Origin of the sequence: Pauljensenia sp. UMB9872, assembly GCF_030212665.1 — a bacterium.
GTDB classification, from domain to species: Bacteria; Actinomycetota; Actinomycetes; order Actinomycetales; family Actinomycetaceae; genus Pauljensenia; species Pauljensenia turicensis_B.
The window spans coordinates 1-20,929 of the sequence record NZ_JASOER010000019.1 but is presented as its reverse complement, the minus strand read 5'-3'; the positions used below and the strand labels follow the sequence as shown (position 1 = coordinate 20,929).

The 20,929-nt window shown below is 58.7% G+C and carries 20 protein-coding genes, 2 tRNA genes and 1 other RNA gene; 12 read left to right on the top strand and 11 right to left on the bottom strand.

The features are described 5' to 3' along the window. Nucleotides 1-216: 216 nt before the first annotated feature. The 4 genes from QP109_RS07880 to QP109_RS07865 all read left to right on the top strand — a co-directional run bounded on the left by QP109_RS07880 (nt 217) and on the right by QP109_RS07865 (nt 6,181). A complete protein-coding gene (locus QP109_RS07880; protein ID WP_285024243.1) occupies nt 217-2,679 on the top strand; it encodes a (Fe-S)-binding protein in 2,463 nt (820 codons plus the stop codon). A gap of 226 nt (nt 2,680-2,905) precedes the next feature. Then, nucleotides 2,906-3,958 carry an efflux RND transporter periplasmic adaptor subunit gene (locus QP109_RS07875; RefSeq protein WP_285024242.1) on the top strand — a complete coding sequence of 351 codons (1,053 nt, stop codon included), beginning with the start codon at nt 2,906-2,908 and terminating at the stop codon, nt 3,956-3,958. 1 nt (nt 3,959) lies between these two features. After that, entirely contained in the window at nt 3,960-4,751 is a 792-nt protein-coding gene (locus QP109_RS07870) for an ABC transporter ATP-binding protein (RefSeq protein WP_285024241.1), read from the top strand. After that, a complete protein-coding gene (locus QP109_RS07865) occupies nt 4,748-6,181 on the top strand; it encodes an ABC transporter permease (RefSeq protein WP_285024240.1) in 1,434 nt (477 codons plus the stop codon). The genes QP109_RS07870 and QP109_RS07865 overlap by 4 nt, the downstream gene beginning before the upstream one ends. A gap of 36 nt (nt 6,182-6,217) precedes the next feature. On the opposite strand, the gene QP109_RS07860 is transcribed toward QP109_RS07865, so the two are convergent. Further along, nucleotides 6,218-7,282, bottom strand: coding sequence for an HhH-GPD family protein (locus QP109_RS07860; protein ID WP_285024239.1), 1,065 nt, complete (start codon nt 7,280-7,282; stop codon nt 6,218-6,220). Between the two features lie 45 nt (nt 7,283-7,327). Here QP109_RS07860 and dcd point away from each other — a divergent pair, with 45 nt between their 5' ends. The 3 genes from dcd to QP109_RS07845 all read left to right on the top strand — a co-directional run bounded on the left by dcd (nt 7,328) and on the right by QP109_RS07845 (nt 10,226). Beyond that, on the top strand, nt 7,328-7,909 hold the full coding sequence (dcd, locus tag QP109_RS07855) for a dCTP deaminase (protein ID WP_101628705.1): 582 nt from the start codon (nt 7,328-7,330) through the stop codon (nt 7,907-7,909). A 6-nt stretch (nt 7,910-7,915) separates the two neighbouring features. Then, nucleotides 7,916-9,217, top strand: coding sequence for a PRTRC system protein E (locus tag QP109_RS07850; protein ID WP_285024238.1), 1,302 nt, complete (start codon nt 7,916-7,918; stop codon nt 9,215-9,217). A gap of 106 nt (nt 9,218-9,323) precedes the next feature. Further along, nucleotides 9,324-10,226, top strand: coding sequence for a hypothetical protein (locus tag QP109_RS07845; RefSeq protein ID WP_285024237.1), 903 nt, complete (start codon nt 9,324-9,326; stop codon nt 10,224-10,226). Between the two features lie 76 nt (nt 10,227-10,302). Here the strand turns inward: QP109_RS07845 and QP109_RS07840 are convergent. Beyond that, nucleotides 10,303-10,392 (bottom strand) — tRNA-Ser (locus tag QP109_RS07840). Between the two features lie 116 nt (nt 10,393-10,508). Then, complete coding sequence (gene tadA / locus QP109_RS07835) at nt 10,509-11,360, bottom strand: tRNA adenosine(34) deaminase TadA (protein WP_285024236.1); 852 nt, start codon at nt 11,358-11,360, stop codon at nt 10,509-10,511. A gap of 291 nt (nt 11,361-11,651) precedes the next feature. On the opposite strand from tadA, the gene upp reads away from it, so the two are divergent. Both upp and QP109_RS07825 read left to right on the top strand, forming a co-directional pair. Further along, nucleotides 11,652-12,290 (top strand): uracil phosphoribosyltransferase, encoded by a 639-nt coding sequence (upp, locus tag QP109_RS07830; protein WP_270773476.1) that lies wholly within the window; start codon nt 11,652-11,654, stop codon nt 12,288-12,290. A gap of 231 nt (nt 12,291-12,521) precedes the next feature. Further along, a complete protein-coding gene (locus tag QP109_RS07825) occupies nt 12,522-13,070 on the top strand; it encodes a YagU family protein (protein ID WP_101628700.1) in 549 nt (182 codons plus the stop codon). A gap of 182 nt (nt 13,071-13,252) precedes the next feature. Here the strand turns inward: QP109_RS07825 and QP109_RS07820 are convergent, their stop codons facing one another. The 5 genes from QP109_RS07820 to QP109_RS07800 form a co-directional block, all read right to left on the bottom strand. Beyond that, nucleotides 13,253-14,101 carry a MetQ/NlpA family ABC transporter substrate-binding protein gene (locus QP109_RS07820; RefSeq protein ID WP_285024235.1) on the bottom strand — a complete coding sequence of 283 codons (849 nt, stop codon included), beginning with the start codon at nt 14,099-14,101 and terminating at the stop codon, nt 13,253-13,255. 172 nt (nt 14,102-14,273) lie between these two features. Beyond that, nucleotides 14,274-15,035 carry a methionine ABC transporter permease gene (locus tag QP109_RS07815; protein ID WP_285024234.1) on the bottom strand — a complete coding sequence of 254 codons (762 nt, stop codon included), beginning with the start codon at nt 15,033-15,035 and terminating at the stop codon, nt 14,274-14,276. Further along, nucleotides 15,032-16,024 (bottom strand): methionine ABC transporter ATP-binding protein, encoded by a 993-nt coding sequence (locus QP109_RS07810; RefSeq protein ID WP_101628696.1) that lies wholly within the window; start codon nt 16,022-16,024, stop codon nt 15,032-15,034. The genes QP109_RS07815 and QP109_RS07810 overlap by 4 nt, the downstream gene beginning before the upstream one ends. A 235-nt stretch (nt 16,025-16,259) precedes the next feature. Further along, complete coding sequence (locus QP109_RS07805) at nt 16,260-16,727, bottom strand: fluoride efflux transporter FluC (protein WP_285024233.1); 468 nt, start codon at nt 16,725-16,727, stop codon at nt 16,260-16,262. Continuing rightward, the gene (locus tag QP109_RS07800) at nt 16,724-17,266 is read right to left on the bottom strand and encodes a fluoride efflux transporter FluC (protein WP_285024232.1); all 543 of its coding nucleotides are present in this window, start codon (nt 17,264-17,266) and stop codon (nt 16,724-16,726) included. The genes QP109_RS07805 and QP109_RS07800 overlap by 4 nt, the downstream gene beginning before the upstream one ends. A 78-nt stretch (nt 17,267-17,344) precedes the next feature. Between QP109_RS07800 and gluQRS the strand changes: the two genes are divergently transcribed. From gluQRS to QP109_RS07785, 3 genes are all read left to right on the top strand, one after another. Next, nucleotides 17,345-18,292: a tRNA glutamyl-Q(34) synthetase GluQRS gene (gluQRS, locus tag QP109_RS07795; protein ID WP_285024231.1), complete on the top strand. Its 948-nt coding sequence runs from the start codon at nt 17,345-17,347 to the stop codon at nt 18,290-18,292. A 134-nt stretch (nt 18,293-18,426) separates the two neighbouring features. Beyond that, complete coding sequence (locus tag QP109_RS07790) at nt 18,427-18,798, top strand: hypothetical protein (protein ID WP_285024230.1); 372 nt, start codon at nt 18,427-18,429, stop codon at nt 18,796-18,798. A gap of 157 nt (nt 18,799-18,955) precedes the next feature. Next, nucleotides 18,956-19,279 (top strand): helix-turn-helix domain-containing protein, encoded by a 324-nt coding sequence (locus QP109_RS07785; RefSeq protein ID WP_285024229.1) that lies wholly within the window; start codon nt 18,956-18,958, stop codon nt 19,277-19,279. On the opposite strand, the gene QP109_RS07780 is transcribed toward QP109_RS07785, so the two are convergent. The 3 genes from QP109_RS07780 to ffs all read right to left on the bottom strand — a co-directional run bounded on the left by QP109_RS07780 (nt 19,245) and on the right by ffs (nt 20,790). Further along, a tRNA-Arg gene (locus tag QP109_RS07780) sits at nt 19,245-19,317 on the bottom strand. The genes QP109_RS07785 and QP109_RS07780 overlap by 35 nt on opposite strands. A 262-nt stretch (nt 19,318-19,579) precedes the next feature. After that, on the bottom strand, nt 19,580-20,650 hold the full coding sequence (gene mgrA / locus QP109_RS07775; RefSeq protein WP_285024228.1) for an L-glyceraldehyde 3-phosphate reductase: 1,071 nt from the start codon (nt 20,648-20,650) through the stop codon (nt 19,580-19,582). A 44-nt stretch (nt 20,651-20,694) separates the two neighbouring features. Continuing rightward, nucleotides 20,695-20,790, bottom strand: an RNA gene (gene ffs, locus QP109_RS07770) — signal recognition particle sRNA small type. Nucleotides 20,791-20,929: the final 139 nt, after the last annotated feature.

Here is a 20,929-nt window from a genome sequence, read left to right as displayed (position 1 = left end):
AACTCATCCCACTCCTCTACGACGTCGCGCGAGCAGGCCTGGACAGGAACGGCCTTACGAATCCGGATCTTTCGCAACAGTAAGCGCGCGAAAAATGCGAATGAGGAGCGGAGCATATTGAGTCGAAACCGCGCGTTTGCACCCCACAACGCCATGTGCAGACAGTGGGTGCGACAATGAAAGCAGTTGATTCCTATCCGTTCGGAGATCATTTCGATGGCATCTTCTGCTCTGAGTGTTGTGTGCTGGGTGTTTTCCCTGCTGGTGACTCTGCTCGCCCTGCTGGCGTTCGGTCGCGGTGTCGCACATATCTGGCGTCAGGTCAACCAGGGCCAGCCTGATCCGGGGCGCTTGCGCCCGGTGGGCAAGCGTCTATGGTCGATGATTTCTACGATTTTGACTCACCGTGAATTCAAGCATCGCCCGTGGGTGAAGGTCGCTCACTGGCTGGTGATGATCTCTTTCCCTCTGCTGTTCCTCACGCTTGTTGCCGGCTATGGGCAGTTGCGCGATCAGATGTATGCCCTGCCACTGCTGGGGCATTTTGCGCCGTGGGAGTGGCTGACAGAGGTCCTCGCCTGGGGTGGCCTGCTGGGCATCATCTACCTGATGACCGTGCGCACGCGCGCTGGCCACGGCAGTGTCGCTGAGGCAGCCGTGTCGAATGATGATCCGGCTTCCCTGACGGGTGACGACGCGCCACTGTCCTGCCCGCACCCGCGCGACGGTTCACCGCAAGGGTTGGCATCGCGTTTCCTCGGGTCGACGAAGTGGCAGGCGCTGTTCGTCGAGTGGGTTGTTCTGATTGTGTGCGTGTGCATCATCGGTTTACGAGGCCTCGAATACGGCCTGATGTCCGAACAGAATGTGGGTCAGGAATGGCCGTTGCCTCTGATTGTTCACTTCCCGCTCACCGGGTGGATCGGGGCGCTTGCTATGAAGGCTGGGCTTGGCTCAACCGGTCTTGCAAACGCGATCATCGTGGTTGCGACTGCCAAGATCATGACGTCGATGCTCTGGATGATGGTCGTCGGCGTGCAGACGTCGATGGGCGTTGCATGGCACCGTTTCGTTGCGATCGTCAACCTGTATGCGCGTCGCAACGATGACGGGAAAAAGTCGCTTGGTCCCGCCGACCACATGCTGATTAACGGCGCGCCGGTGACCAGTGAAGAACAGTTCGAAGACCTTCCCGAGGACACGATTCTGGGTACGGGCAGTGCCACCGACCTGTCGTGGAAGGCACGCCTTGACCTGTATGCCTGCACGGAATGTGGTCGTTGTCAGGAACTCTGCCCCGCGTGGAATACGGGCAAACCCCTCTCCCCCAAGCTTGTAATCATGTCGATGCGCGACCACATGGAGTCAGCGTCGAATAAAGAGATCGTCTCTCAGGAACTTGTTGACGGTAACGTCCCCGGTGACCGCACTGTTGCCGACGTGATCGAGCACGGCGATCTGATGCTGGATAAGGGCGTTGAACCTTCCCCGCATTCCTTCGATGTCCTGCAGATGCTTTCCGCATCCGGGGCAACTGGTCCTGAGGGCGTCACTGACGTCGCCGGCCCACTGGTTCCCGGCGTTATCAGCGAGGAAGTCCTCTGGGATTGCACGATGTGTGGCGCCTGCGTCGAACAATGCCCCGCCGACATTGAGCACATCGACCACATTCTTGACCTGCGTCGCCACCAAGTGCTGATGGAAGCCGCGTTCCCACGCGAACTGGGACGCGCATTCCGTGGCATGGAATCAAAGGCCAACCCTTACAACCAACCGGCACGAAAGCGTTTGGAGTGGGCGAAGAACCTGGAGTTCGACGTGCCCGTGATCGGTGAAGATATCGAGACCGCTGAAGAGGTCGACTACCTGTTCTGGGTGGGGTGCGCGGGCGCTTTCGACGATAAGGCAAAGCAGACCAGTGCTGCCGTGGCAGAGCTATTGCACACTGCCGGCGTTTCCTTCGCTGTCCTCGGTTCGGGTGAGTCGTGCACGGGTGATGCTGCGCGCCGTGCCGGCAATGAGGTTCTCTTCCAGATGCTCGCCGCACAGGCGATTGAGACTCTGAATGAGGCGAAGGCTCAGAAGATCGTTGTCTCGTGCGCTCACTGCTTCAACACGATTGCTGGCGAGTACCCCGAGCTCGGCGGTCACTTCGATGTCATCCACCACACCCAGTTGCTGAACCGCCTAGTGCGCGACGGTCTGCTGAAGCCGGTTGCTCCAGGCTCTCCGTCCGATACCGACCAGGCGGGTCGTCCCCTGCACGTCACCTATCACGATGCCTGCTACCTGGGTCGCCATAACCGCGTTTACGAGCCACCGCGCGAACTGGTCGCTTCCATCCCAGGTGTTGAGGTTGTTGAGATGCCTCGTAACCGCGACCGTGCCATGTGCTGCGGTGCCGGTGGCGCGCACGCCTGGTTCGAAGAATCACGAGGCACCCGCATTGCCGATGCTCGCATTGTCGAGGCAGCATCAACAGGCGCGGACGTGGTCGCCACTGCGTGCCCGTTTTGTTCACAGATGCTGGGGTCCGCGTCCGGCTCCTCGGCGGGCTTCATGTCCGGCTCTGGCCAGGGCGCACCTGCTGACGGCGCCTCGTTGACGGAAGCCACTTCCCTGCCCGAGGTGAAAGACGTGGCGGTCATGTTGCTCGAAGCCGTGAAGCGCGGTCAGTAGGGTCGTTATTCTCTTCCGTTCTGCCGAGCCAAGACTGTATTTGACTAGGTATTTTCACCTTTCTTTGCGCCCAAACTCGCAATTTTTCGACAGTCTCAAACCAGAATTCACACAACCCTGGCTAACCCTGAATCACCCCTGATTTGTCAGTGTCCTCATTCCCCCGCGACACGGGGCACTGATACCGTTGGGAACCATCAACGTTGACGAGCGTCTAGGAGTATTCGTGTCCTCTTCCACGTCCCCGCGTTTTCAAAAGATCATCGCCCTGATTAAGACAGGTGTATGGATCATCATCGCGATCAGCCTCGTGAAATTCGCATTCTTTCCTTCCACTGGGGCGGACCAAAGCGATCAACCCCTTGATCCGAACGCGAATTACGGGCAGATGACGGTCAGCCCGACGAAAGCGGACATCACGAACACCGTCTCGGTCAACGGCAACATCGAAAACGATCCCTCCACCGTTGTTAAAGCAACCGGAGCTGGCACCGTCAACTACATCGCCGTCAGTGACGGCACATACGTCGAAGCAGGAGCCATGATCCTGCAGGTGCGCAAAGTAAACGACAGCGATAACTCTTTGACGACCGGCGACGAAGAGATCAGGCCGACGCCGACCTACACGTACACGGACATCACTGCCCCCGCCAGTGGCACCCTGCATCTCAGTGCGCTACTCGGCCAGGAGTTCAGCATCGGCGACCAGCTGGGAACCATCGCCCCCTCCACCTATTCCGCCGTGGCAACTCTGAACGCCGACCAGCTGTACCGCATTCAAGAAACACCCTCCGAAGCAACTGTGACCATCACTAATGGGCCCGCACCTTTCACCTGCTCGGGACTCAAGATCGTCACGCCTGACACGACACAGAAGAACACGAATCAACAGGGAGAGAACCAGCAGAGCACCGGCATCCAAGCACGTTGCGCAATCCCAGCAGATCAGAAGGTCTTCCCCGGCCTCGGCTTGAAAATGGACATTGTCGCAGGCTCCGCAACCGACGTCCTCACGCTCCCCGTCAGCGCTGTTGAAGGCCGTTTCCAAAGCGGATTCGTTTACATTCCCGCCACTGATGGAGCCGGCAAGCCCGAAAAGAAGCCTGTCACCTTGGGTCTGACTGACGGCGAAATCGTCGAGATCAAGGAAGGCCTGACGGAATCCGACTCGGTGCTCGAATTCATTCCCACCGCCAGCTCAGACGCAACACGGGGCAGTGAATCCGGTGTAGATGGAGCCACTCCCCTGACGGTCACCACTGAAAGCTCGGCGGGCTGACATGAGCCTGATCGAACTCGCCCAGGTCACCCGGACGGTTCAACTACCCGACGGGTCCGACCTGAGAATCCTGCGTGGCGTCGACCTGAGCGTCGATCCCGGCGACCACATTTCCATCGTGGGGCGCTCCGGCACCGGCAAATCGACGATGCTCAACATCATTGGTCTGCTGGATCTGCCAACTGACGGAACGTACACGATCAACGACATTGACGTGACACGCCTGGGCGAAGGGAAGCGCTCTGCCCTGCGCGGTTCAACCTTCGGCTTCGTGTTCCAGCAGTTCAACATTTTCAATGCGCGCACGGCAGTTGAAAACGTTGAAGTCCCATTGCTCTACGCAACTGGACAAGCATTTTGGAGGCGTCGCACACTTGCCGCTTCCATGCTCGACCGCGTGGGGCTCGGCGATCGCCTCAACTCCTACCCCTCCCAAATGTCTGGTGGCGAACAGCAGCGCATCGCCATCGCACGTGCCCTTGTCCACCAGCCAAGAGTCATCCTCGCCGACGAGCCCACCGGCGCACTCGACCCCGAAACCGGCGCACTGGTCATGGAACTCCTTGAAACCGTCGCCAGAGAAAACAACGCCGCCCTCATCGTCATCACCCACGATTTCGCGGTCGCCTCGCGCGCAAAGAGAATCTTCCAGCTCGCCGACGGTATCCTGCACGCAATCGACTCCCACGATCTTTCCGCCACCCGTCCTTCAATCGACGAGGCCGACCCCACCCAACTGGTCACCTCCCCCGCAACCGGTGGTCGGAACGAAGAGGAGGAGACTCAGGAATGAACGCACTCAACCAGATCATCGGCGCCCTCGTAGAAGCATGGGGCGAAGTCAAAGTACAAAAAGCCCGAGTCATCCTCTCCCTTGTCGGCGTCGTCGCGGCCGTCGCAGCCATGTCCTCAGTCATCGCCATTGGCGACATGTTGGTTCAGGTCAATAAAGAACTTGAGGAAGTCTACTCAGGCCGATCCATTACTCTGCACGTCAGCGCGTCAAAAACCAGTTCAGACACCGGTGGGACAGACGCGGCCTCGTCGACCGAAAGCGAAACTGACACCACAATAAACGCCGAAGGAATGCCGACTACCAACAGCGACTCAGCAACCCAAGGCGCAACGAGCAGCGACGGAAGCAACGCACTCGCTGCACTCACCGGCGTCATTCACGACCCCATGGGTGACGCCATGACAACCGTTGCTCAACGCCTGCAAATCCCCTACTGGTCTAGGCTCGAAACAGGGAGCATCACCTTCACTGAGATAGAACAGATCTCAAAAACCGGTTCATACCGAGGAGTCCCCACGACGCAGGACCTCACAACGATGGAAACGTCCACAGCCGTCAAAGCCATCGACCCCGCGTACTCCACGCTATTCCGATTGACCCCAATCGTCGGCAGGTGGATCGATGCGGGCGACGCCAACCAGCGAGTCGTCCCCATCGTCATCAACTCCACGCTCTGGGAATACCTAGCTCACGCGAATATTGCAGACCCTATCGTCCTGCACGCCAACGATGCTTCCGCCACCCAATACCGCGTCGTCGGAGTCATCAAATCCAACTCGCAATGGGACAGCCCAACCGCCTACATCGACTACACCGCCTGGCAGTTCACCAAATCACAGTCGGCCGCACTCAGCGGACAATCCCCCACATCAAACGGTGTTGAAATGCTGGTCTGGACCGGAGCTGACCAGGCGGAACAAGCACGAGACCTGCTCCCCAAAGCACTCGCATCCGTACTCGGCAAAGGCTGGAAAGGCGACGTCTACGGCGGTGAAGACTACGACGGCGGACAATCCACCATGAATACGATCCGCACCGTCATCATGGTCATCGGTGGCATCGTCATCCTGCTGGGCGCACTCGGGCTACTGAACGTCGCGATCGTCACCGTGCGCCAACGCATCCGAGAAATCGGCATCCGGCGAGCTATGGGAGCATCAGCTAAACGAGTCTTCTTCGCGGTCTTCATGGAGTCGGTTGTCGCCACCTTCGTCGCCGGCGTCATCGGTGTCGGAATTGCCATCATCGTGATCCGACTACTGCCACTTGACACGTTATTGGGCATCTACCTGCAGGAACGCCCACCATTCCCGATGAGCGCAGCCATCGACGGCATTGCCATCTCCACGGGAATCGGCGCTCTCTGCGGAATTATCCCTGCGCTCGCTGCCGTCAGAGTCAAACCAATCGACGCGATCCGGTACTGACAATCTGCCTCAGTGGCAGTGTGCAAGCGGGGACAATCAGCGCGGAAGAGCTAGGCGATCCTCGCCGACGCGCACCAGCAGACCATCGGCAAGCAAGCCTTCGATCACACGGGGAGCCTGGTCAAGGTCACTACCCGGTAAGGTCGCCACTTCTAACGCCGCAGAGTACGAAACTGTCGGGGCGGCCTCGTCGATTGGGGAAGGTACATTGCCGGTAGCTGACGAATCACCGGAAGCAACGGGAGAATCGGAACTGGCGGAAGAAGCTGATGAGTCCCCGGAAACGTGCAGGTCGCGCAACAGTTGCACCACTCGCCCGCGCGCCTGCCGGTCCGTGCCCGCCCAGGCCTGAGACTTTCTCTTGACCTCGACCATTGGACGCCCGGCAACGAACCATGCGCACTCGGCTACAAGCGGACACGTATCACACGCGGGATTCTTCGATGTGCACGAGATCGCCCCGAACTCCATCAGCGCAAGGTTCCACGTCGCACACTCAGCGCCCGACGACGGTAGCAGGGAATCGGCGAGCTCCCTCTCGACGCGAGTCGGCGACGAAGATGCAGGTCGCTCAATCCCGCTGAAAATTCGCGCAATCACACGTCGAATATTCGTATCGAGCACCGCGCGACGCTCATGAAACTGGAACGACATCAGCGCAGATGCCGTGTACGGGCCGATGCCCGGCAGACTACACAACGACTCAAAGTCGGCGGGAACCTGGCCACCTGGGCGCTCACTAATGACGATCGCACACTCGCGAAGGCGCAGTGCGCGCGACGGATAGCCGAGCCTCCCCCACTCGACCAGAACCCGCGACGCAGGAGCAGCCGCGAGCGCAGCGGGCGTCGGCCACAATTGCATCCACCGGCTCCAAATCGGTTGGACACGAGGCATGGGTGTTTGCTGGCTCATCACTTCGCCAACCAGAGTTCCCCACGGTGTCACGTCCTCGGCGCGCATAGGGAGTTCGCGCTTGTTTTTCTTCATCCAATTCACGAGGCCGATCAGCACCTCGTTGCGTTTGGCCTGCCGAGTGGTCGAGGCCGAGCTTGCGGGCGCACTTTCGCCACGAACAGCGCCAGAAGAGGAAGAGGACATGACCATCAGCCTAAACGGTCGCCGTGAATGTGAAACAATTGGGCCATGCTATTGAGCGATCGCGATATTAATGCCGGCCTTGATTCTGGGCGTATTCAGCTGGACCCGCTTGATCGGGACCTGATTCAGCCCGCAAGTATTGACGTGCGTTTGGACAGGTTGTTCCGTCTTTTCGACAACCACCGTTACGCCGTGATTGATCCGTCCGCTGATCAGACAGATCTGACGCATCAGGTTGATGTGGGGCCGGATCGGCCGTTCGTTCTGCACCCGGGCGAGTTCGTACTGGGAGCAACCTACGAACTGGTCACCTTGGGTGATGACATTGCAGCGCGTCTTGAAGGTAAGTCGTCGCTTGGTCGCTTGGGTCTGCTGACGCACTCGACCGCTGGCTTCATTGATCCCGGGTTCTCCGGCCACGTCACGCTGGAGCTTTCGAACACGGCGACCATGCCTATCCTGCTCTACCCGGGCATGAAGATTGGCCAGCTGTGCTTCTTCGATCTGTCATCTCCGGCGGAGCACCCCTACGGTTCATCCGGTTTGGGTTCGCACTACCAGGGTCAGCGTGGCCCGACTCCGTCGCGCACGCACCTGCGTTTCAACCGCACTCGAATCGAGCGTTGAACGAACGTGTCAGACGAGGTTTCGGATAACAACGAGGGCACTGGGACGAATAGTGTTCCCGGTGCGCCGGCGCGTCGCTCTTTGCGCGATCGCATGGCAGACGCATCTTCGCGTTCACGCTCCTCGTTGACCGAAGATTATGTTGGTGATTCAACGTCGCTCACCTCAACGTCGTTGAATGCCATCACCTCTCTGTCCGAGTTTTCGCAAACCTTCTCCGTTGGCGCCGAAGGCGTTTCGCAGACGTCGCAGGTTGCTCCAATTTCGGCAACAATTTCGACTTCCGCTCCCGCGCGTTCAATCGACGAGGCCACAGCCTCTGAACATCATCTGCTGTTATTGGCCGATGAAGTAGATCCTTTAGAAATTGAGGCACTCGCCCTGTCAATTTGGGATGAAGCTCGCTGGGAGGGAGCCGGTCAGCTACACCTTGTTGGCGAGGCACGACTGGTGGGACCGTGGAGCATTGACGCAACTCTACGTAAGACGCTCAAGACCCCCGCTTCACTAACAAACGTGTGGGTGTTGGAATGCCCAAAGTCGCGCAGAAATCCCGTGGATCCTCAGCTTGCCGTCCTCGACGAGTGGGCAAGCGTTTTCCCCGATGGAGTTCCCGTCGGCCTAGAGTACCGGATTTTGACCGCACTGAAGCGGATGGCTCGACGCCTGGGTGGCGCTGTTCGCGTCGCCGATTCGGGGAAGATGATCGCCCCGGATCCTGATTCAGCGGTTTCGTTGACCGTATACACTCCACGCTGGCTGGATCCTGAGGACCTGTTGAACCTGCTAAAGCCTCATTTCCCACAGCTCACAGATTCACGTCAGATTGCCACTCCCGCACCGCAGTCCGCGCAGCAGATGGTTCAAAAAAATGCTGCGATCACTGCGGAACCTGGAACAATCCGCACAGATATCGCGACAAAGATCGCGAAAGCACGCGAACTGGCCGAAAAGACAGCGAAAGAAGTCGGTGCCACCCCCGAAGTTGTTGCCGGGTACGCGCTTGTCACCCCGATCGCGAACCGGTCAGATCTGATGATCGAAGTAGAGCCGATTCCTCGTCCCCCCCAGGTTCTGCGTTGGGAGTCGTGGACAACGGGCGTCATCATCGAATATCACCTGAAATGGTTGCCGGTAGGAATGCTTGAGCCACCGACCGGAGTGTCACGAACAGCGCGTTTGGAGCGCATGCGCTCATCGCGTGACATTGAGAAGGTCGCAGAAATCATCGTCACCGCCGTCGGCGGATCCGTGATTGACGAAGACGGTTTCCTCGTCGGTCTTGTGGACGATACCGCAATCGAATAACGGTCATACTCGGCCAGCTTGCGCCGTTTGTTCGTCTACAGCGCACACAAGCTCTTGCTCAGCCAAGATTCAGGAAACATTCAGACGAGTGCGATGGAATATACCCATGAGCACCATCGGTAGCCCCGAACCTCGCGAAGTCGAACTCATCTTCGATGATCCCACCCCCAGTGGGCGCCCCTCCGCGGGATCAGCATCTTCGGCCGGCAACTCCACGCTGGATTCGCGCGACCACGTTCGCTTCACCCAGCGTTCAACGCCGGGCACCAACGAGCAGACCGCACCCCAGCCGACGACCACCCAAGCGGGCACGGCCTCGTACACCTCAGGAAACGTCGGGCGAGAATACTCCGGTGACTCAATCCCCACCGCACGCCTGAGCGAAACACAACTGCCCAGCCTGCAGGTCTTGGGGATTTCTCTCCTCGTCGCACTCATCCTGAACATGCTCCTAGCGTTCACCTCCCTGATCCCAGCAATCGCAGGAATTACAGCACCGTTGAACACAATGCTGGCAAGCACGTCAGCACTCGTTGCGACGGGACTTATTTCAACGCTCGTCGCCATCGCAATCACATTCGCCACCTGGAGTTACCTGCGTAAACGCGCAGAAAACGGGCGAGCAACCGCATTCGTGTTTATCACCTGGCTCTCATGGTTGCTCAGCGGAATCTTCGCTTCCGCATCCACCGGCTCCATTCCCTTCGTCGTCTCAGCGGTCGCATTCTGCGTCTCATTCACGACAACGGTGCACCACATGAACAACAGCACGACACGAGGCATCACCCGCTGGTGGGAATGGGGCGCCAGCGCCGTCAGCCTGATCGTAATCATCACTGCGGTCTTGACCGGCACTGCGACGCTCGCATCCGCGATCATCACGTCGATCATTTCGACGGCTGTCACCCTCATGTCAATCCGCGCATGGAACGCCTTCGTTGCACCCATCATCGACACGCGCGAACACGTCCGCTCCATGATGAACGTTATGCGAGGCGCCGGCTTCTAAGTCATTGCCGAATACGCCACGGGGTGCAGACGCTCGGCATAAAATGTGTCCCGCAGTCAACGACTGCGGGACACTCTGGCGGTAGCGCAGGGATTTGAACCCTGGGTGGCTGTTACACCACACAGCATTTCGAGTGCTGCACCTTCGGCCGCTCGGACACGCTACCAATGCGCACAAGTATAAACAGAAGTCGCCGGCAAACTCCACACGAGGTCCGCCCATGCGATACGTTCCACACCTTGTCCCCGTCGTTATGCAGGCATTCTGCCAACCGCGCACCGATCAGTGCTTCGCCCGCTGAAACGCGTGACTACGCAACGAAATACCCGCCACTATGCGCACATCTGCCGGGGTGCCCGCATGCTTTGCGCGAGTGGGCGCAGATACAGCGGACGTCGTTTCCCTAGCTGGCACCGCATCCACCTTTGAAGCGACGAGGCCCGAATTTTCGGGTTTCACCCGATCAGACACTGGTTGCGAAGCTCGCTCCATCTGCGGAAGCAACGTCGTAACAGACTGCTGCGTAGGCTCTTCAGAGTTCTTCGCTTCCATGTCACTGTCTGAAACGGAGTCCGAAGACTCGAGCGAATCCGGGTGATTCCACGACGCAATAGTCTCGAAGGTAGGGACAACAACTGGCTCACTTGCCAGAGCACCACGCCCCGTCGGCTCAGCCGTAGTTTCGCGCTTGTCTTGGAAGAACGCTTTCAGCTGGATCGTGGCTTCGACACCTAAGACACCCGGAATGACCTCAAGGCTGTGATTCATCCGAGAATCACGCAACACATCACGTAACGAACCCGCCGCGCCAGCCTTCGGATCCCACGCGCCAAACACCACGCGATCAACACGTGACGCCAATGCCGCCCCCGCGCACATCGTGCACGGCTCAAGCGTGACAACCAGCGTGCAGCCCACAAGATTCCAACGCTTCAAGGTCTTGCCAGCCTCGCGAAGCGCATTGATCTCTGCGTGACCGCACGGATCATGCGCGGCCTCGCGAGTATTCCAGCCCTTACCAACAATCCGCCCCAGCGAATCAATGACAACGGCACCAACCGGCACATCGCCCGATTCACGGGCCTGGTTGGCGTAGAACAAAGCGCGACTCATCGCGTCACGATAACGGTCCATTGGTGTCACGCCTACAGCCTACCGGCAGGCATATACAAATTGAATCGCACTATCCAACCGTGCAGGAAACTCTCAGGAAAAACGGCTTTTTCACGCGCCTTTCACTCAAAAATCCGCCTATCTCTCCACCTGATACATCGTCCCAATATCGTCCGGCGCAATCAAGGAATCACCCTCACATTACGGATCCGGGCCTCGTCCCCCATCAAACACAAGTGGCACCGAGGCGGAATAATCACGAAAACGCCGGCGCGCTACCCACTGCCCGCCCGCGCGCGGTAGCCTTGAACTATGCATCTTCATGTCGCGGACCACCCGCTTGTTAGCCATAAGCTCACCGTTCTGCGCGACCGCGAAACGCCGTCCGCAACCTTCCGCCAGCTCGTCGACGAGCTCGTCACACTGCTCGCCTACGAGGCCACGCGCAACGTCGCCGTTTCCGAAACCGCGATCAACACGCCCGTCGCCCCAACCGTTGGCCTGCAGATCTCCGAACCGCGCCCTATCGTCGTCCCCGTCCTGCGCGCAGGCCTGGGCATGCTCGAAGGCATGACCCGCCTAGTCCCGACCGCAGAAGTCGGCTTCCTCGGCATGCGTCGCGACGAGGACACCCTCGAAATCGAAACCTACGCCAACCGCCTGCCCGACGACCTGTCCGGTCGCCAGTGCTTCATCCTCGACCCGATGCTCGCCACCGGTCATACCATGGTCGCAGCAACGAACTACCTGTTTGAACGTGGCGCCAAGGATGTCACCTGCGTCTGCATTCTCGCAGCTCCGGAGGGCATCGCCGAACTTGAAAAAGCAGTCGGCGACCGCGCAGACGTCAAGGTTGTTGTCGCTGCTGTTGACGACCACCTCAACGAGAAGTCCTACATCGTCCCGGGTCTCGGTGACGCTGGCGACCGTCTTTACGGCATCGTTGACTGACGCTGTTGCATGCACGTTCACTTTCATAGTGAACGCCGTACATATCTGAAGTAGAGAGCCACTCCACTCGGGGTGGCTCTCTGCTTTTTGCTCCTTCGGCTCTCTTAGGATTCAACACATGAACAACGAGGACGAATATCCCTGGTTGTTTACTCAGCGCCAGAGATTTACATGTGATGTGAAGCGTTTAATCGCTTACATACTATCAACCGATTGGCATATGCTGACAGCATGAACATCACACAGACTGATCCGAAGCGTCGCAAGTACGGCGTTGCAGCACTTGTTGGCCTCATCGGCGGCATCATCTCCGCCATCATCAAATTCGGTTGGGAGGTACCACTGCCCCCGCGTACGCCGGAACGCAACGCCACCAACCCGCCGCAGTCCCTGCTTGAATTGTTCGGCATGAACCCCGACCTCACGCACGCCACCTACACCTTCAACGGCAACGAAGGCCTGCCGTGGATGTCCTTCATCATCCACTTCTCCTTCTCGATCGTCGTCGCCATCGTTTACTGCGTGCTCGCTGAGCGCTTCCCGCAAGTCAAGCTCTGGCAAGGCGCCGTCTTCGGCATCCTCGTGTGGATCGGCTTCCACGTCATCCTCATGCCACTCATGGGCATCGTCCCGGCACCGTGGGATCAGCCGTGGCAGGAGCACTTCTCCGAGATCTTCGGCCACATCGTCTGGATGTGGGTCATTGAAATCTTCCGTCGCGACCTGCGCAACCGCTTCACCAAGGAACCGGACGCCGAGTTCGCGCTGGAAACTCACTGATCGCACTGATTACGCTGACCGCGACTTGAACAAGCATTCACGCAGACAAGCGAAGCTATTCGGTAGCGACCAGCACTTGAGTTGAGCTGAGGGCCACCCCGACCAGTGAACTGTCCCCCGGAAGTTGGCTGGTCAGCTACCAAGCTCGCCAATCAGCAACGGTGACTGGTCAGCAGTACCAATCAGAACGCGGGGATGACGGAGCCGTCGGCCCAGGTCTGTTCAATGTAGGACTTGACCTCATCGGAGTGGAGCAATTCTTCAAGCTTCGTGATCGCTTCGGCCTTGTCAGTGTCGGCCTTCCAGACGAGAACGTTCACTGCCGGGTTGTTCTTGGGGGACTCGACGACCAGGGCGTCGTTAGCCTGCGACAGGCCGCCTTCCTGGGCGTAATTGCCGTTGATAACGGCGATGTCAACGTCCTGCAGGGAGCGAACCAGCTGGGCGCCTTGAACTTCCTGGAAGGTGAAGTCGCCGAGGATCTTCACGTTGTTCACGTTGGCGTCGGAACCGTCGGTCGGCAGTTCGACGAGGCCCTGCTGAGAGAGCAGCGTCAGTGCACGAGACTGGTTGGTGACGTCATCGATGATGCCGATCTTTGCACCTGCTGGCAGTTCGTCCAGCGACTTGATCTTCGACGAGTAGATTGCGAGCGGCTCAAGGTGGATACCTTCACCGGCGGTGAAGTCGTAGCCGTTTTCTGCTTCAGCGGTCTCCAGGTAGGGGACGGTCTGGTAGAAGTTCGCGTCGATCTCGCCGTCGTTCAGGGCGGAGTTCGGCAGGATGTAGTCGGTGTACTCAACGATGTCGAGGTTCAGGCCCGCGTCAGCTGCCAGGTTGTCTTGGATGTACTGCAGGATCTTTGCGTGCGGTGCCGGGGTGGCGCCAACCTTCAGGGTGATGGTGTCGCCGGAAGCGGAACCTGCAGAGCCGGAAGCGGACGAGTCGGAATCGGCGGAGCCACACGCTGCGAGGCCGAGGGCAAGGACGGTTGCTGCACCAGCAGCGACAAGATTACGGATGGAACGCATGAGAATTCCTCTTTCTGTGTTGTTACCTAGAAACGTAGTCGCTCAACCCCAAGGGGAGCACAGACGTCCGGGTATGAAGACTGTGTAACGAAATAGACCACTGAATGGTCACTCGATGTGAAACGATTGATTGAACAGTGCTGGCCTGTCGGTTACCCGACTGGTGGTCGACTCAGCGGTGATCCACCAGTCGGCTGATCATGTCACCAATCATCTGAACCAGCTGGACGATCACGATAATCGCGATAACCGTGGCGATCATGACGTCGTCCTGCCAACGGTTGTAGCCGTAGTTGATGGCCATCTGCCCAAGGCCACCACCGCCAACGGCACCCGCCATTGCGGAGTAGCCGATCAGAGTAATAGCAAGCGTGGTCGTGGACTGCACCAGCGCAGGTGCGGCTTCGCGAACCTGAACGCCCCAGCGGATCTGGCGGTTTGTTGCGCCCATCATCTGGGCTGCTTCGATTTTGCCGGAGTCGATCGCAAGAATGTTCGATTCGACGAGGCGCGCGAAGTACGGCACCGATAGGAGCACGAGTGGGACGACGGTTGCCTGCCAGCCGAGCGTTGTTCCCACAATGATGCGGGTAACGGGCAGTAGGACGACGATGCCGATGATGAACGGCAGCGAGCGGATGACGTTCACGATCGCCGACGCGGTCTGGTAGATGGTCTTGTTCGGAGTCAGGCCATTCTTGGCAGTCTGAACAAGCAACAGACCAAGCGGAATACCGAGCAGGACGGTGAACAGCGTGGAGAAGCCCATCATCGCCAGGGTTTCTCCGATTGCCGGCAGGAACTGCTTCGTCAGCGCCGGGTTATCCAGCCACTTCGGGTCGTTCACACCAACGGACAGGAGCCCAGCAGGTAGCAACCCTGCGGGCAACAGGCCTACAAGCGACGTGTAGAGGGAGGGAAGAACGGGTGTCATGCGGACCTCACCTCGGCGTAGATGTCGTGTTCACGCAGTTCAGAAAGAATTTGCTTCGAGTGATAGCTGGGCACGGAGAGTGCCAGGCGACCAACCTGAGTCATTCCGATAGATTCGAAGGTTCCGGCTGTCACATCGGCGCCCATTGAGGCGGCGAGGTTCAGAACGGTCGCACCGGTGGGCACGCCGGGGTGCGATGTGAAGATAACGTCGAGAAGCGTGGTGCCTTCGCGCAGGTCAGCATCGTCAACGGACGGTGCGGGAACGAGTTCACGCGAGAGTGGGCTGGACGGGTCGGCAACGACCTCTTCGACAGTGCCCGTCTGGATAACGCGACCGTGACCGAGCAGGGTAACGGAGTCGCAGATTTCGCGGACGACAGCCATTTCGTGGGTGATGACCAGAACGGTCACACCTTCTAAGTCGCGAACCTTGCGGATGAGTTCCAGAATCTGGCGCGTCGATTCGGTGTCGAGCGCGGAGGTGGGCTCGTCACACAGCAAAACGCTGGGATTGTCCGCGAGCGCTCGAGCAATGCCGACGCGCTGACGCTGACCACCGGAAAGCTGAGACGGATATGAGTCGCCTCGTCCAGAAAGACCGACAAGGGCAAGTAGTTCTTCAACGCGCGCTTTGATCTGATCCTTCGGTACGCCCGCAAGTTTCAGGGGGTAACCGATGTTCTGCGCCGCGGTGCGCGAGTCCAGCAGGTTCGCGGCCTGGAAGACCATGCCGATCTTGCGACGAGCTTCTCGCAGGGCTTTGCCACGCAACTGCGCCAGGTCGAGCCCGTCGACGACGATATTGCCGTCACTGGGGTGTTCAAGCGCGGTCAGGCATCGGATGAGCGTTGACTTGCCCGCACCAGACTGGCCAACGATTCCGTGGATGGAACCACGTTCAACGTGGAGGGTGACGTTGTCGAGCGCAACAACCTCGTTGCCGCCTTTGACGGAGTAAACCTTTCGCACTCCGGCAAGGTCAATCATGACGCCCTCCTTCGATTCAGATCGTGCGCGCCGGATTTTCGGCGCGTTTTCGTGCTGCGTTGATGTTTTCAGCATAGGAGGCAAGTCCGCGCCACCCAAATTTTCTGTTACGTAACGCCACGATGTGAAATAAAAGTGAGCCTGACCTGCAGTTTTATGCGATCACATTTCGGTAACCGTCAGCGTGCGAACAGTAATCCAGATCGCGAATTTCACCTTAGGCGACAGATACAGCTCATCCGATCCCCAGCAGATAGGAGACGAGTGCCGTTAATCCAAGTCCCAGCAGATAGGCGACGAGGCCGCTCACCCAGCCGACGACAATCAGACTCATTCCGGCGCGGACCCGATGAGCCCCCACCTCGGTCCAAGCATCCAGGACCGCGGTTGAGAACGTGGTGAAGCCACCAAGGAAACCCGTTGACAGGGCAAAGCGCACGGTTCCGGTGACGCCCGAATAGTCGACCTTAGAGCCGCCGGCGACAAGGACCGCGAGTAGCGGGAGGATCCCGGTCAGAAGGCCAAGCAGGAAACAACCCACCGTATTGACGACCACGATGCCGACGTAAGGGCGGAGAGGCTTTCCAGCCAACGCGCGCTTGCCCATCCACCTGGTTTTTACAGCCAGATCGAGTTTCCAGCGCGAGAGGGCACCGACTGCTCCGCCGAGGGCCGTGCCGAGCACGCTGAAGAGAACGATCATTGTTCCTCCTCAGCGAAGGTGTCACGGTCGATCATCCCGGCCGCATCAGAAGACGGAGATGAAACGCTGGACCCGGCCTCGTCACTCACCTCAACGACCTCGAAAACGCCGAACTTTACGAAGCGGCCCAGCGCACAACCGCACCCCGCGCACACGACGCCAAAGAAAAGCAACGTCAGCGACGCGAGCGCCGGAACAATCGCCCCAACAATAGATCCGGACGCGATCATCCCATTCGCAGTTGCAGCGATCAGCGTGCCGTAGGTCGTGAACGCTCCCAGGAAGCCGGTGACAACCAGCAGGCGCACACGCTCGCGTGAGGGATCAGTAAAAAGCGGCACGACCACACCAAGCACAAACGCGCCGAGAAGATTCACGAGAACCGTCGACCACATGATGGGAACCGCGTGCGAAATGACCTCAGAATCGGGAAAGAACACTGTCAGATAGTCCACGCCAGCGCGAACAAGCGCGCCCAACGCACCACCAACGGCAACATACGGCCAGAGGCGCTGGACGGGCTTCGCAGAATCATTCATCGCGTCCAGTCTACGGTTCACGAGACTCGGGCAGGAACGATCAGCCTGCCCTATCGGCGCAGTTTGTACACTAAACCCATGACCAGCGGTTCCCTCATTCAGCAAGGTGTGGGGCGTTTTGCGCCCTCTCCTACCGGGGATTTTCACGTCGGGAATCTGCGGACCGCGATCCTCGCTTGGGCCTGGGCGCGTAATAGCGGGCGCTCGTTTGTCCTGCGCATGGAAGATATTGACCGCGTGCGTTCGGGCAGCGCCGACCGCCAGATCGCTGACCTGAAAGCAATCGGACTGGACTGGGATGGCACAATACTGGTGCAGACGACGCGTTCTGCCGCACACATGCAGGCGCTCGAGTACCTGGTCGAGCAGGGATATGCGTTCGAGTGCTACTGCTCCCGCAAGGACATTAAAGAAGCCGCGTCTGCTCCCCATGTTCCGCCGGGTCACTACCCCGGCACGTGCCTCAACCTGACTGACACTGAGCGCGAGGTTCGACGTCAACAGCTCGCCGAACTCGGGCGCACTCCCGCGCTCCGCCTTCGCGCCCCAGCAAGCGAGTGGACCGTATTCGACGAACTCCACGGTTCTTTCACCGGCCCCGTCGATCACTTCGTGCTGCGTCGCGCTGACGGCGTGCCCGCGTACAACTTGGCCACGGTGGTCGATGACGGCTTCCAGCATGTCGACCAAGTGGTACGAGGCGACGATCTGTTGTCTCAAGCGCCCGCTCAAGCGGCGTTGGCAACGCTGCTCGGAATCGCGGTCCCAACTTACGTTCACGTGCCACTGGCATTGAACGAGGCGGGCTCTCGCCTCGCGAAGCGCGACGGAGCCGTTACCCTCGCTGACCTACATGAACTTGGATGGACCACGGAGAATGCCGTCGAATGGATTGGTCGTTCCTTGGGAATCGACGGAGCGCGAACCGCCATCGACATTGCAGACACTCTCCCCATCGACGCCCTGCGAGCACTCCCCCTTGACCCGTGGGTTGTCACCCCGCCCACCGGACTCCCCGCATTCTGAGCCACCGGACTCCCCGCATTCTGAAGCCACTGGACTCCCCGCATTTTGAGCCAACCGAGTTTCGCCTCCATCCTCCGCCCTCTGAACAAGAGCATGACCAGCAGAAGTAGGTGGCCTCGTGCCACACTTAACCCATGGATTTCTTCCAGAAGCTATTCGGATACAAAGAACCGACACTCATCGTTGCCGAGTCGGACAACTGGACGCAATTGGAGCCGTCGCACGACCTTGACGTCACGATTGCACGTCGTGCGCGCAAAGAAAAATGGCCTCCAACCAGCGCAGATGCTCCTGCAGAGTTTCACTGCATGCTCATCGTGCACGGCGGGTTCTCCGATGGCTACTTGGAAGTGAACTGCCTGGGTAAGCCGATCGCCACTTTCAATCACGAACAGGTCGCAGACACTATGGAACGCATGCGCGCTGACAACGGCCTGCGAATGACAGCGGTCAAAACAACAGCTTTCCTCGACACTGACCGCTGGATTGTCACCGTCAATATCTGACACGAATATCTGACACGGCACGCTCATCGGAGCAAATACCAAGACGGATCCCTACACATCCGCAAAGGCTGGGCAGGCCACTAAACCACCCCGACACGCCGGACTAAATAAATCATTCACAAATGCAAATAGTCCTTTTTGGACTAGAATAAGCAACATGAGCACAGCAATAGTCATAGATGAACATGTCAGCACCGCCGATATTGTTGCTTCAAACGTGCGCGCGCACGCTGGCCGACTGCAGATTAATCAGGTAGCACTTGGGCGTGAACTTGGAATGTCTCAGGGAGCAATTACTAAGCGGTGGAAAGGCTTGCGCCCCTGGCAATTGAACGAACTTGATTCACTAGCTGAGCTTTTTGACGTCTCTGTCCAAGAGCTCGTTACCGATCATTCGGTAGAAACGCAGAACCCCCGCCGGTGGATCGCACCGAGGGGGGCCGCTGCGCGCTCGAAGGGACTCGAACCCCCAACCTTCTGATCCGTAGTCAGATGCTCTATCCATTGAGCTACGAGCGCATTGCCGTTTGGCTGAGAACAACTTTACGCGCGAGGCCCCGCAATGACAAACTCGCAGATGGGGCTTGCATCACATCAATAGTCCATTGCGGACTTATTCAAGCCATTTATTCCTATTTTAGTCTCCCTGTGAATGACCGAAACCACATAAAGAAGGAGCCTCGTACCACCGTCGCGCGCGCTTTTCTCGTACGAAAACGGGGCACGAAGCACCCTCTCAACGTGTAGTCGGCGCGATCTGAATCAGATGTGCCGAACAGGATCACACGAGCGAGGCCACAAAGGAGTGCTCGTCAATCAAGGCAAGCTCGTCGGCGCTGAACGCTAACTTGTCGAGCGCACCAACGGAATCGCGGAGCTGATGCGACGACGAAGCACCAACCAGGACAGTCGTAACGCGCTCATCACGGAGTAGCCACGCCAGCGCCATCTGCGCCAGAGTCTGACCACGGTCCCGAGCCAGAGCATTCAGGGCGCGAAGGTGCTCAACGCGCTCGTCCGTCAGGACATCAGTCTTCAGGTAACGCTGCTCAGCGACGCGCGAACCAGCAGGGAAGCGATCGTCGCCGAGGTACTTGCTGGTCAGCAGGCCCTGCGCGAGCGGGCTGAAAACAGCCATGCCCAAACCGAGCTCACCGCAGGTATCAATCAGGCCTTTTTCAACCGTGCGATCCAGCATCGAGTAACGTGGCTGGTGGATAACCAGGGGCAGGCGGATTTCGCGGGCAAGTTCAACCGCGCGACGAGTCTGCTCCGGATCGTAGGAGGAAATACCAACGTAGAGCGCCTTGCCGGAACGAACAGCCTGATCCAGTGCTCCGATCGTTTCTTCCAACGGAGTCGTCTCATCGTAGCGGTGCGAGTAGAAGATGTCGACATAGTCGAGGTGCATGCGCTTCAGCGACTGATCGAGCGAGTTGAGGATGTACTTACGACCACCGCCACCCGCACCGTAGGGGCCTTCCCACATGTCGTAACCGGCCTTGGACACGATGACCATTTCATCGCGATACTGGGCAAAGTCATGGTCCATGTGGCGACCAAAGTTCGCTTCGGCAGAACCGTAAGGAACCCCGTAGTTGTTCGCCAGATCGAACTGGGTGATACCTAGGTCGAAAGCCGTGCGCAGGATGTCGCGCTGATCCAACAGTGAGCGGTCATCGCCGAAGTTGTGCCAGAGACCGAGTGAGATCATGGGCAGGTCGAGACCCGAACGACCGCAACGGCGATATTTCGCGCCTTCAGCGGTATAACGGTTCGGATTTGCTCGCCAGATCGGATCAAACTGCTGTTCCGCGACGGGCGTGCCAAGTTCTGAGACTGCGTTCGTCATGTTTTCCTTCCCGTTCCGCGCCTGTGCGGAATATAAGCGGAAAATAAAAGGATCCTCCGCGCACCCGGCAGCGCACCCTTATCCTTGCTGCCTTCCGGCCCTGGGGAGGTTCAGATGATACCGTCACACGGAGGATCGCTCCCCAGTTTACACATGCCACCACACAAAGGCGATTCGGGAAACAGGGTTAAACGACAAAATGTGTGTGTGTGAATCTCTCGATTTATGGGCCCTGAACTGGGTTAACGATGAAAATATATGCTCTGGAAGCATATATCT

Bases quoted from the DNA above. Each gene is read 5' to 3' on its own strand.
- QP109_RS07820 (WP_285024235.1), bottom strand. From the start codon at position 14,101: ATGCGTTCCATCCGTAATCTTGTCGCTGCTGGTGCAGCAACCGTCCTT.
- QP109_RS07815 (WP_285024234.1), bottom strand. From the start codon at position 15,035: ATGACACCCGTTCTTCCCTCCCTCTACACGTCGCTTGTAGGCCTGTTG.
- QP109_RS07800 (WP_285024232.1), bottom strand. From the start codon at position 17,266: ATGAATGATTCTGCGAAGCCCGTCCAGCGCCTCTGGCCGTATGTTGCC.
- mgrA (WP_285024228.1), bottom strand. From the start codon at position 20,650: ATGACGAACGCAGTCTCAGAACTTGGCACGCCCGTCGCGGAACAGCAG.
- gluQRS (WP_285024231.1), top strand. From the start codon at position 17,345: ATGACCAGCGGTTCCCTCATTCAGCAAGGTGTGGGGCGTTTTGCGCCC.
- QP109_RS07880 (WP_285024243.1), top strand. From the start codon at position 217: ATGGCATCTTCTGCTCTGAGTGTTGTGTGCTGGGTGTTTTCCCTGCTG.
- QP109_RS07790 (WP_285024230.1), top strand. From the start codon at position 18,427: ATGGATTTCTTCCAGAAGCTATTCGGATACAAAGAACCGACACTCATC.
- QP109_RS07870 (WP_285024241.1), top strand. From the start codon at position 3,960: ATGAGCCTGATCGAACTCGCCCAGGTCACCCGGACGGTTCAACTACCC.
- QP109_RS07860 (WP_285024239.1), bottom strand. From the start codon at position 7,282: ATGTCCTCTTCCTCTTCTGGCGCTGTTCGTGGCGAAAGTGCGCCCGCA.
- QP109_RS07785 (WP_285024229.1), top strand. From the start codon at position 18,956: ATGAGCACAGCAATAGTCATAGATGAACATGTCAGCACCGCCGATATT.
- QP109_RS07825 (WP_101628700.1), top strand. From the start codon at position 12,522: ATGAACATCACACAGACTGATCCGAAGCGTCGCAAGTACGGCGTTGCA.
- QP109_RS07805 (WP_285024233.1), bottom strand. From the start codon at position 16,727: ATGATCGTTCTCTTCAGCGTGCTCGGCACGGCCCTCGGCGGAGCAGTC.
- QP109_RS07810 (WP_101628696.1), bottom strand. From the start codon at position 16,024: ATGATTGACCTTGCCGGAGTGCGAAAGGTTTACTCCGTCAAAGGCGGC.
- upp (WP_270773476.1), top strand. From the start codon at position 11,652: ATGCATCTTCATGTCGCGGACCACCCGCTTGTTAGCCATAAGCTCACC.
- tadA (WP_285024236.1), bottom strand. From the start codon at position 11,360: ATGGACCGTTATCGTGACGCGATGAGTCGCGCTTTGTTCTACGCCAAC.
- QP109_RS07865 (WP_285024240.1), top strand. From the start codon at position 4,748: ATGAACGCACTCAACCAGATCATCGGCGCCCTCGTAGAAGCATGGGGC.
- QP109_RS07845 (WP_285024237.1), top strand. From the start codon at position 9,324: ATGAGCACCATCGGTAGCCCCGAACCTCGCGAAGTCGAACTCATCTTC.
- dcd (WP_101628705.1), top strand. From the start codon at position 7,328: ATGCTATTGAGCGATCGCGATATTAATGCCGGCCTTGATTCTGGGCGT.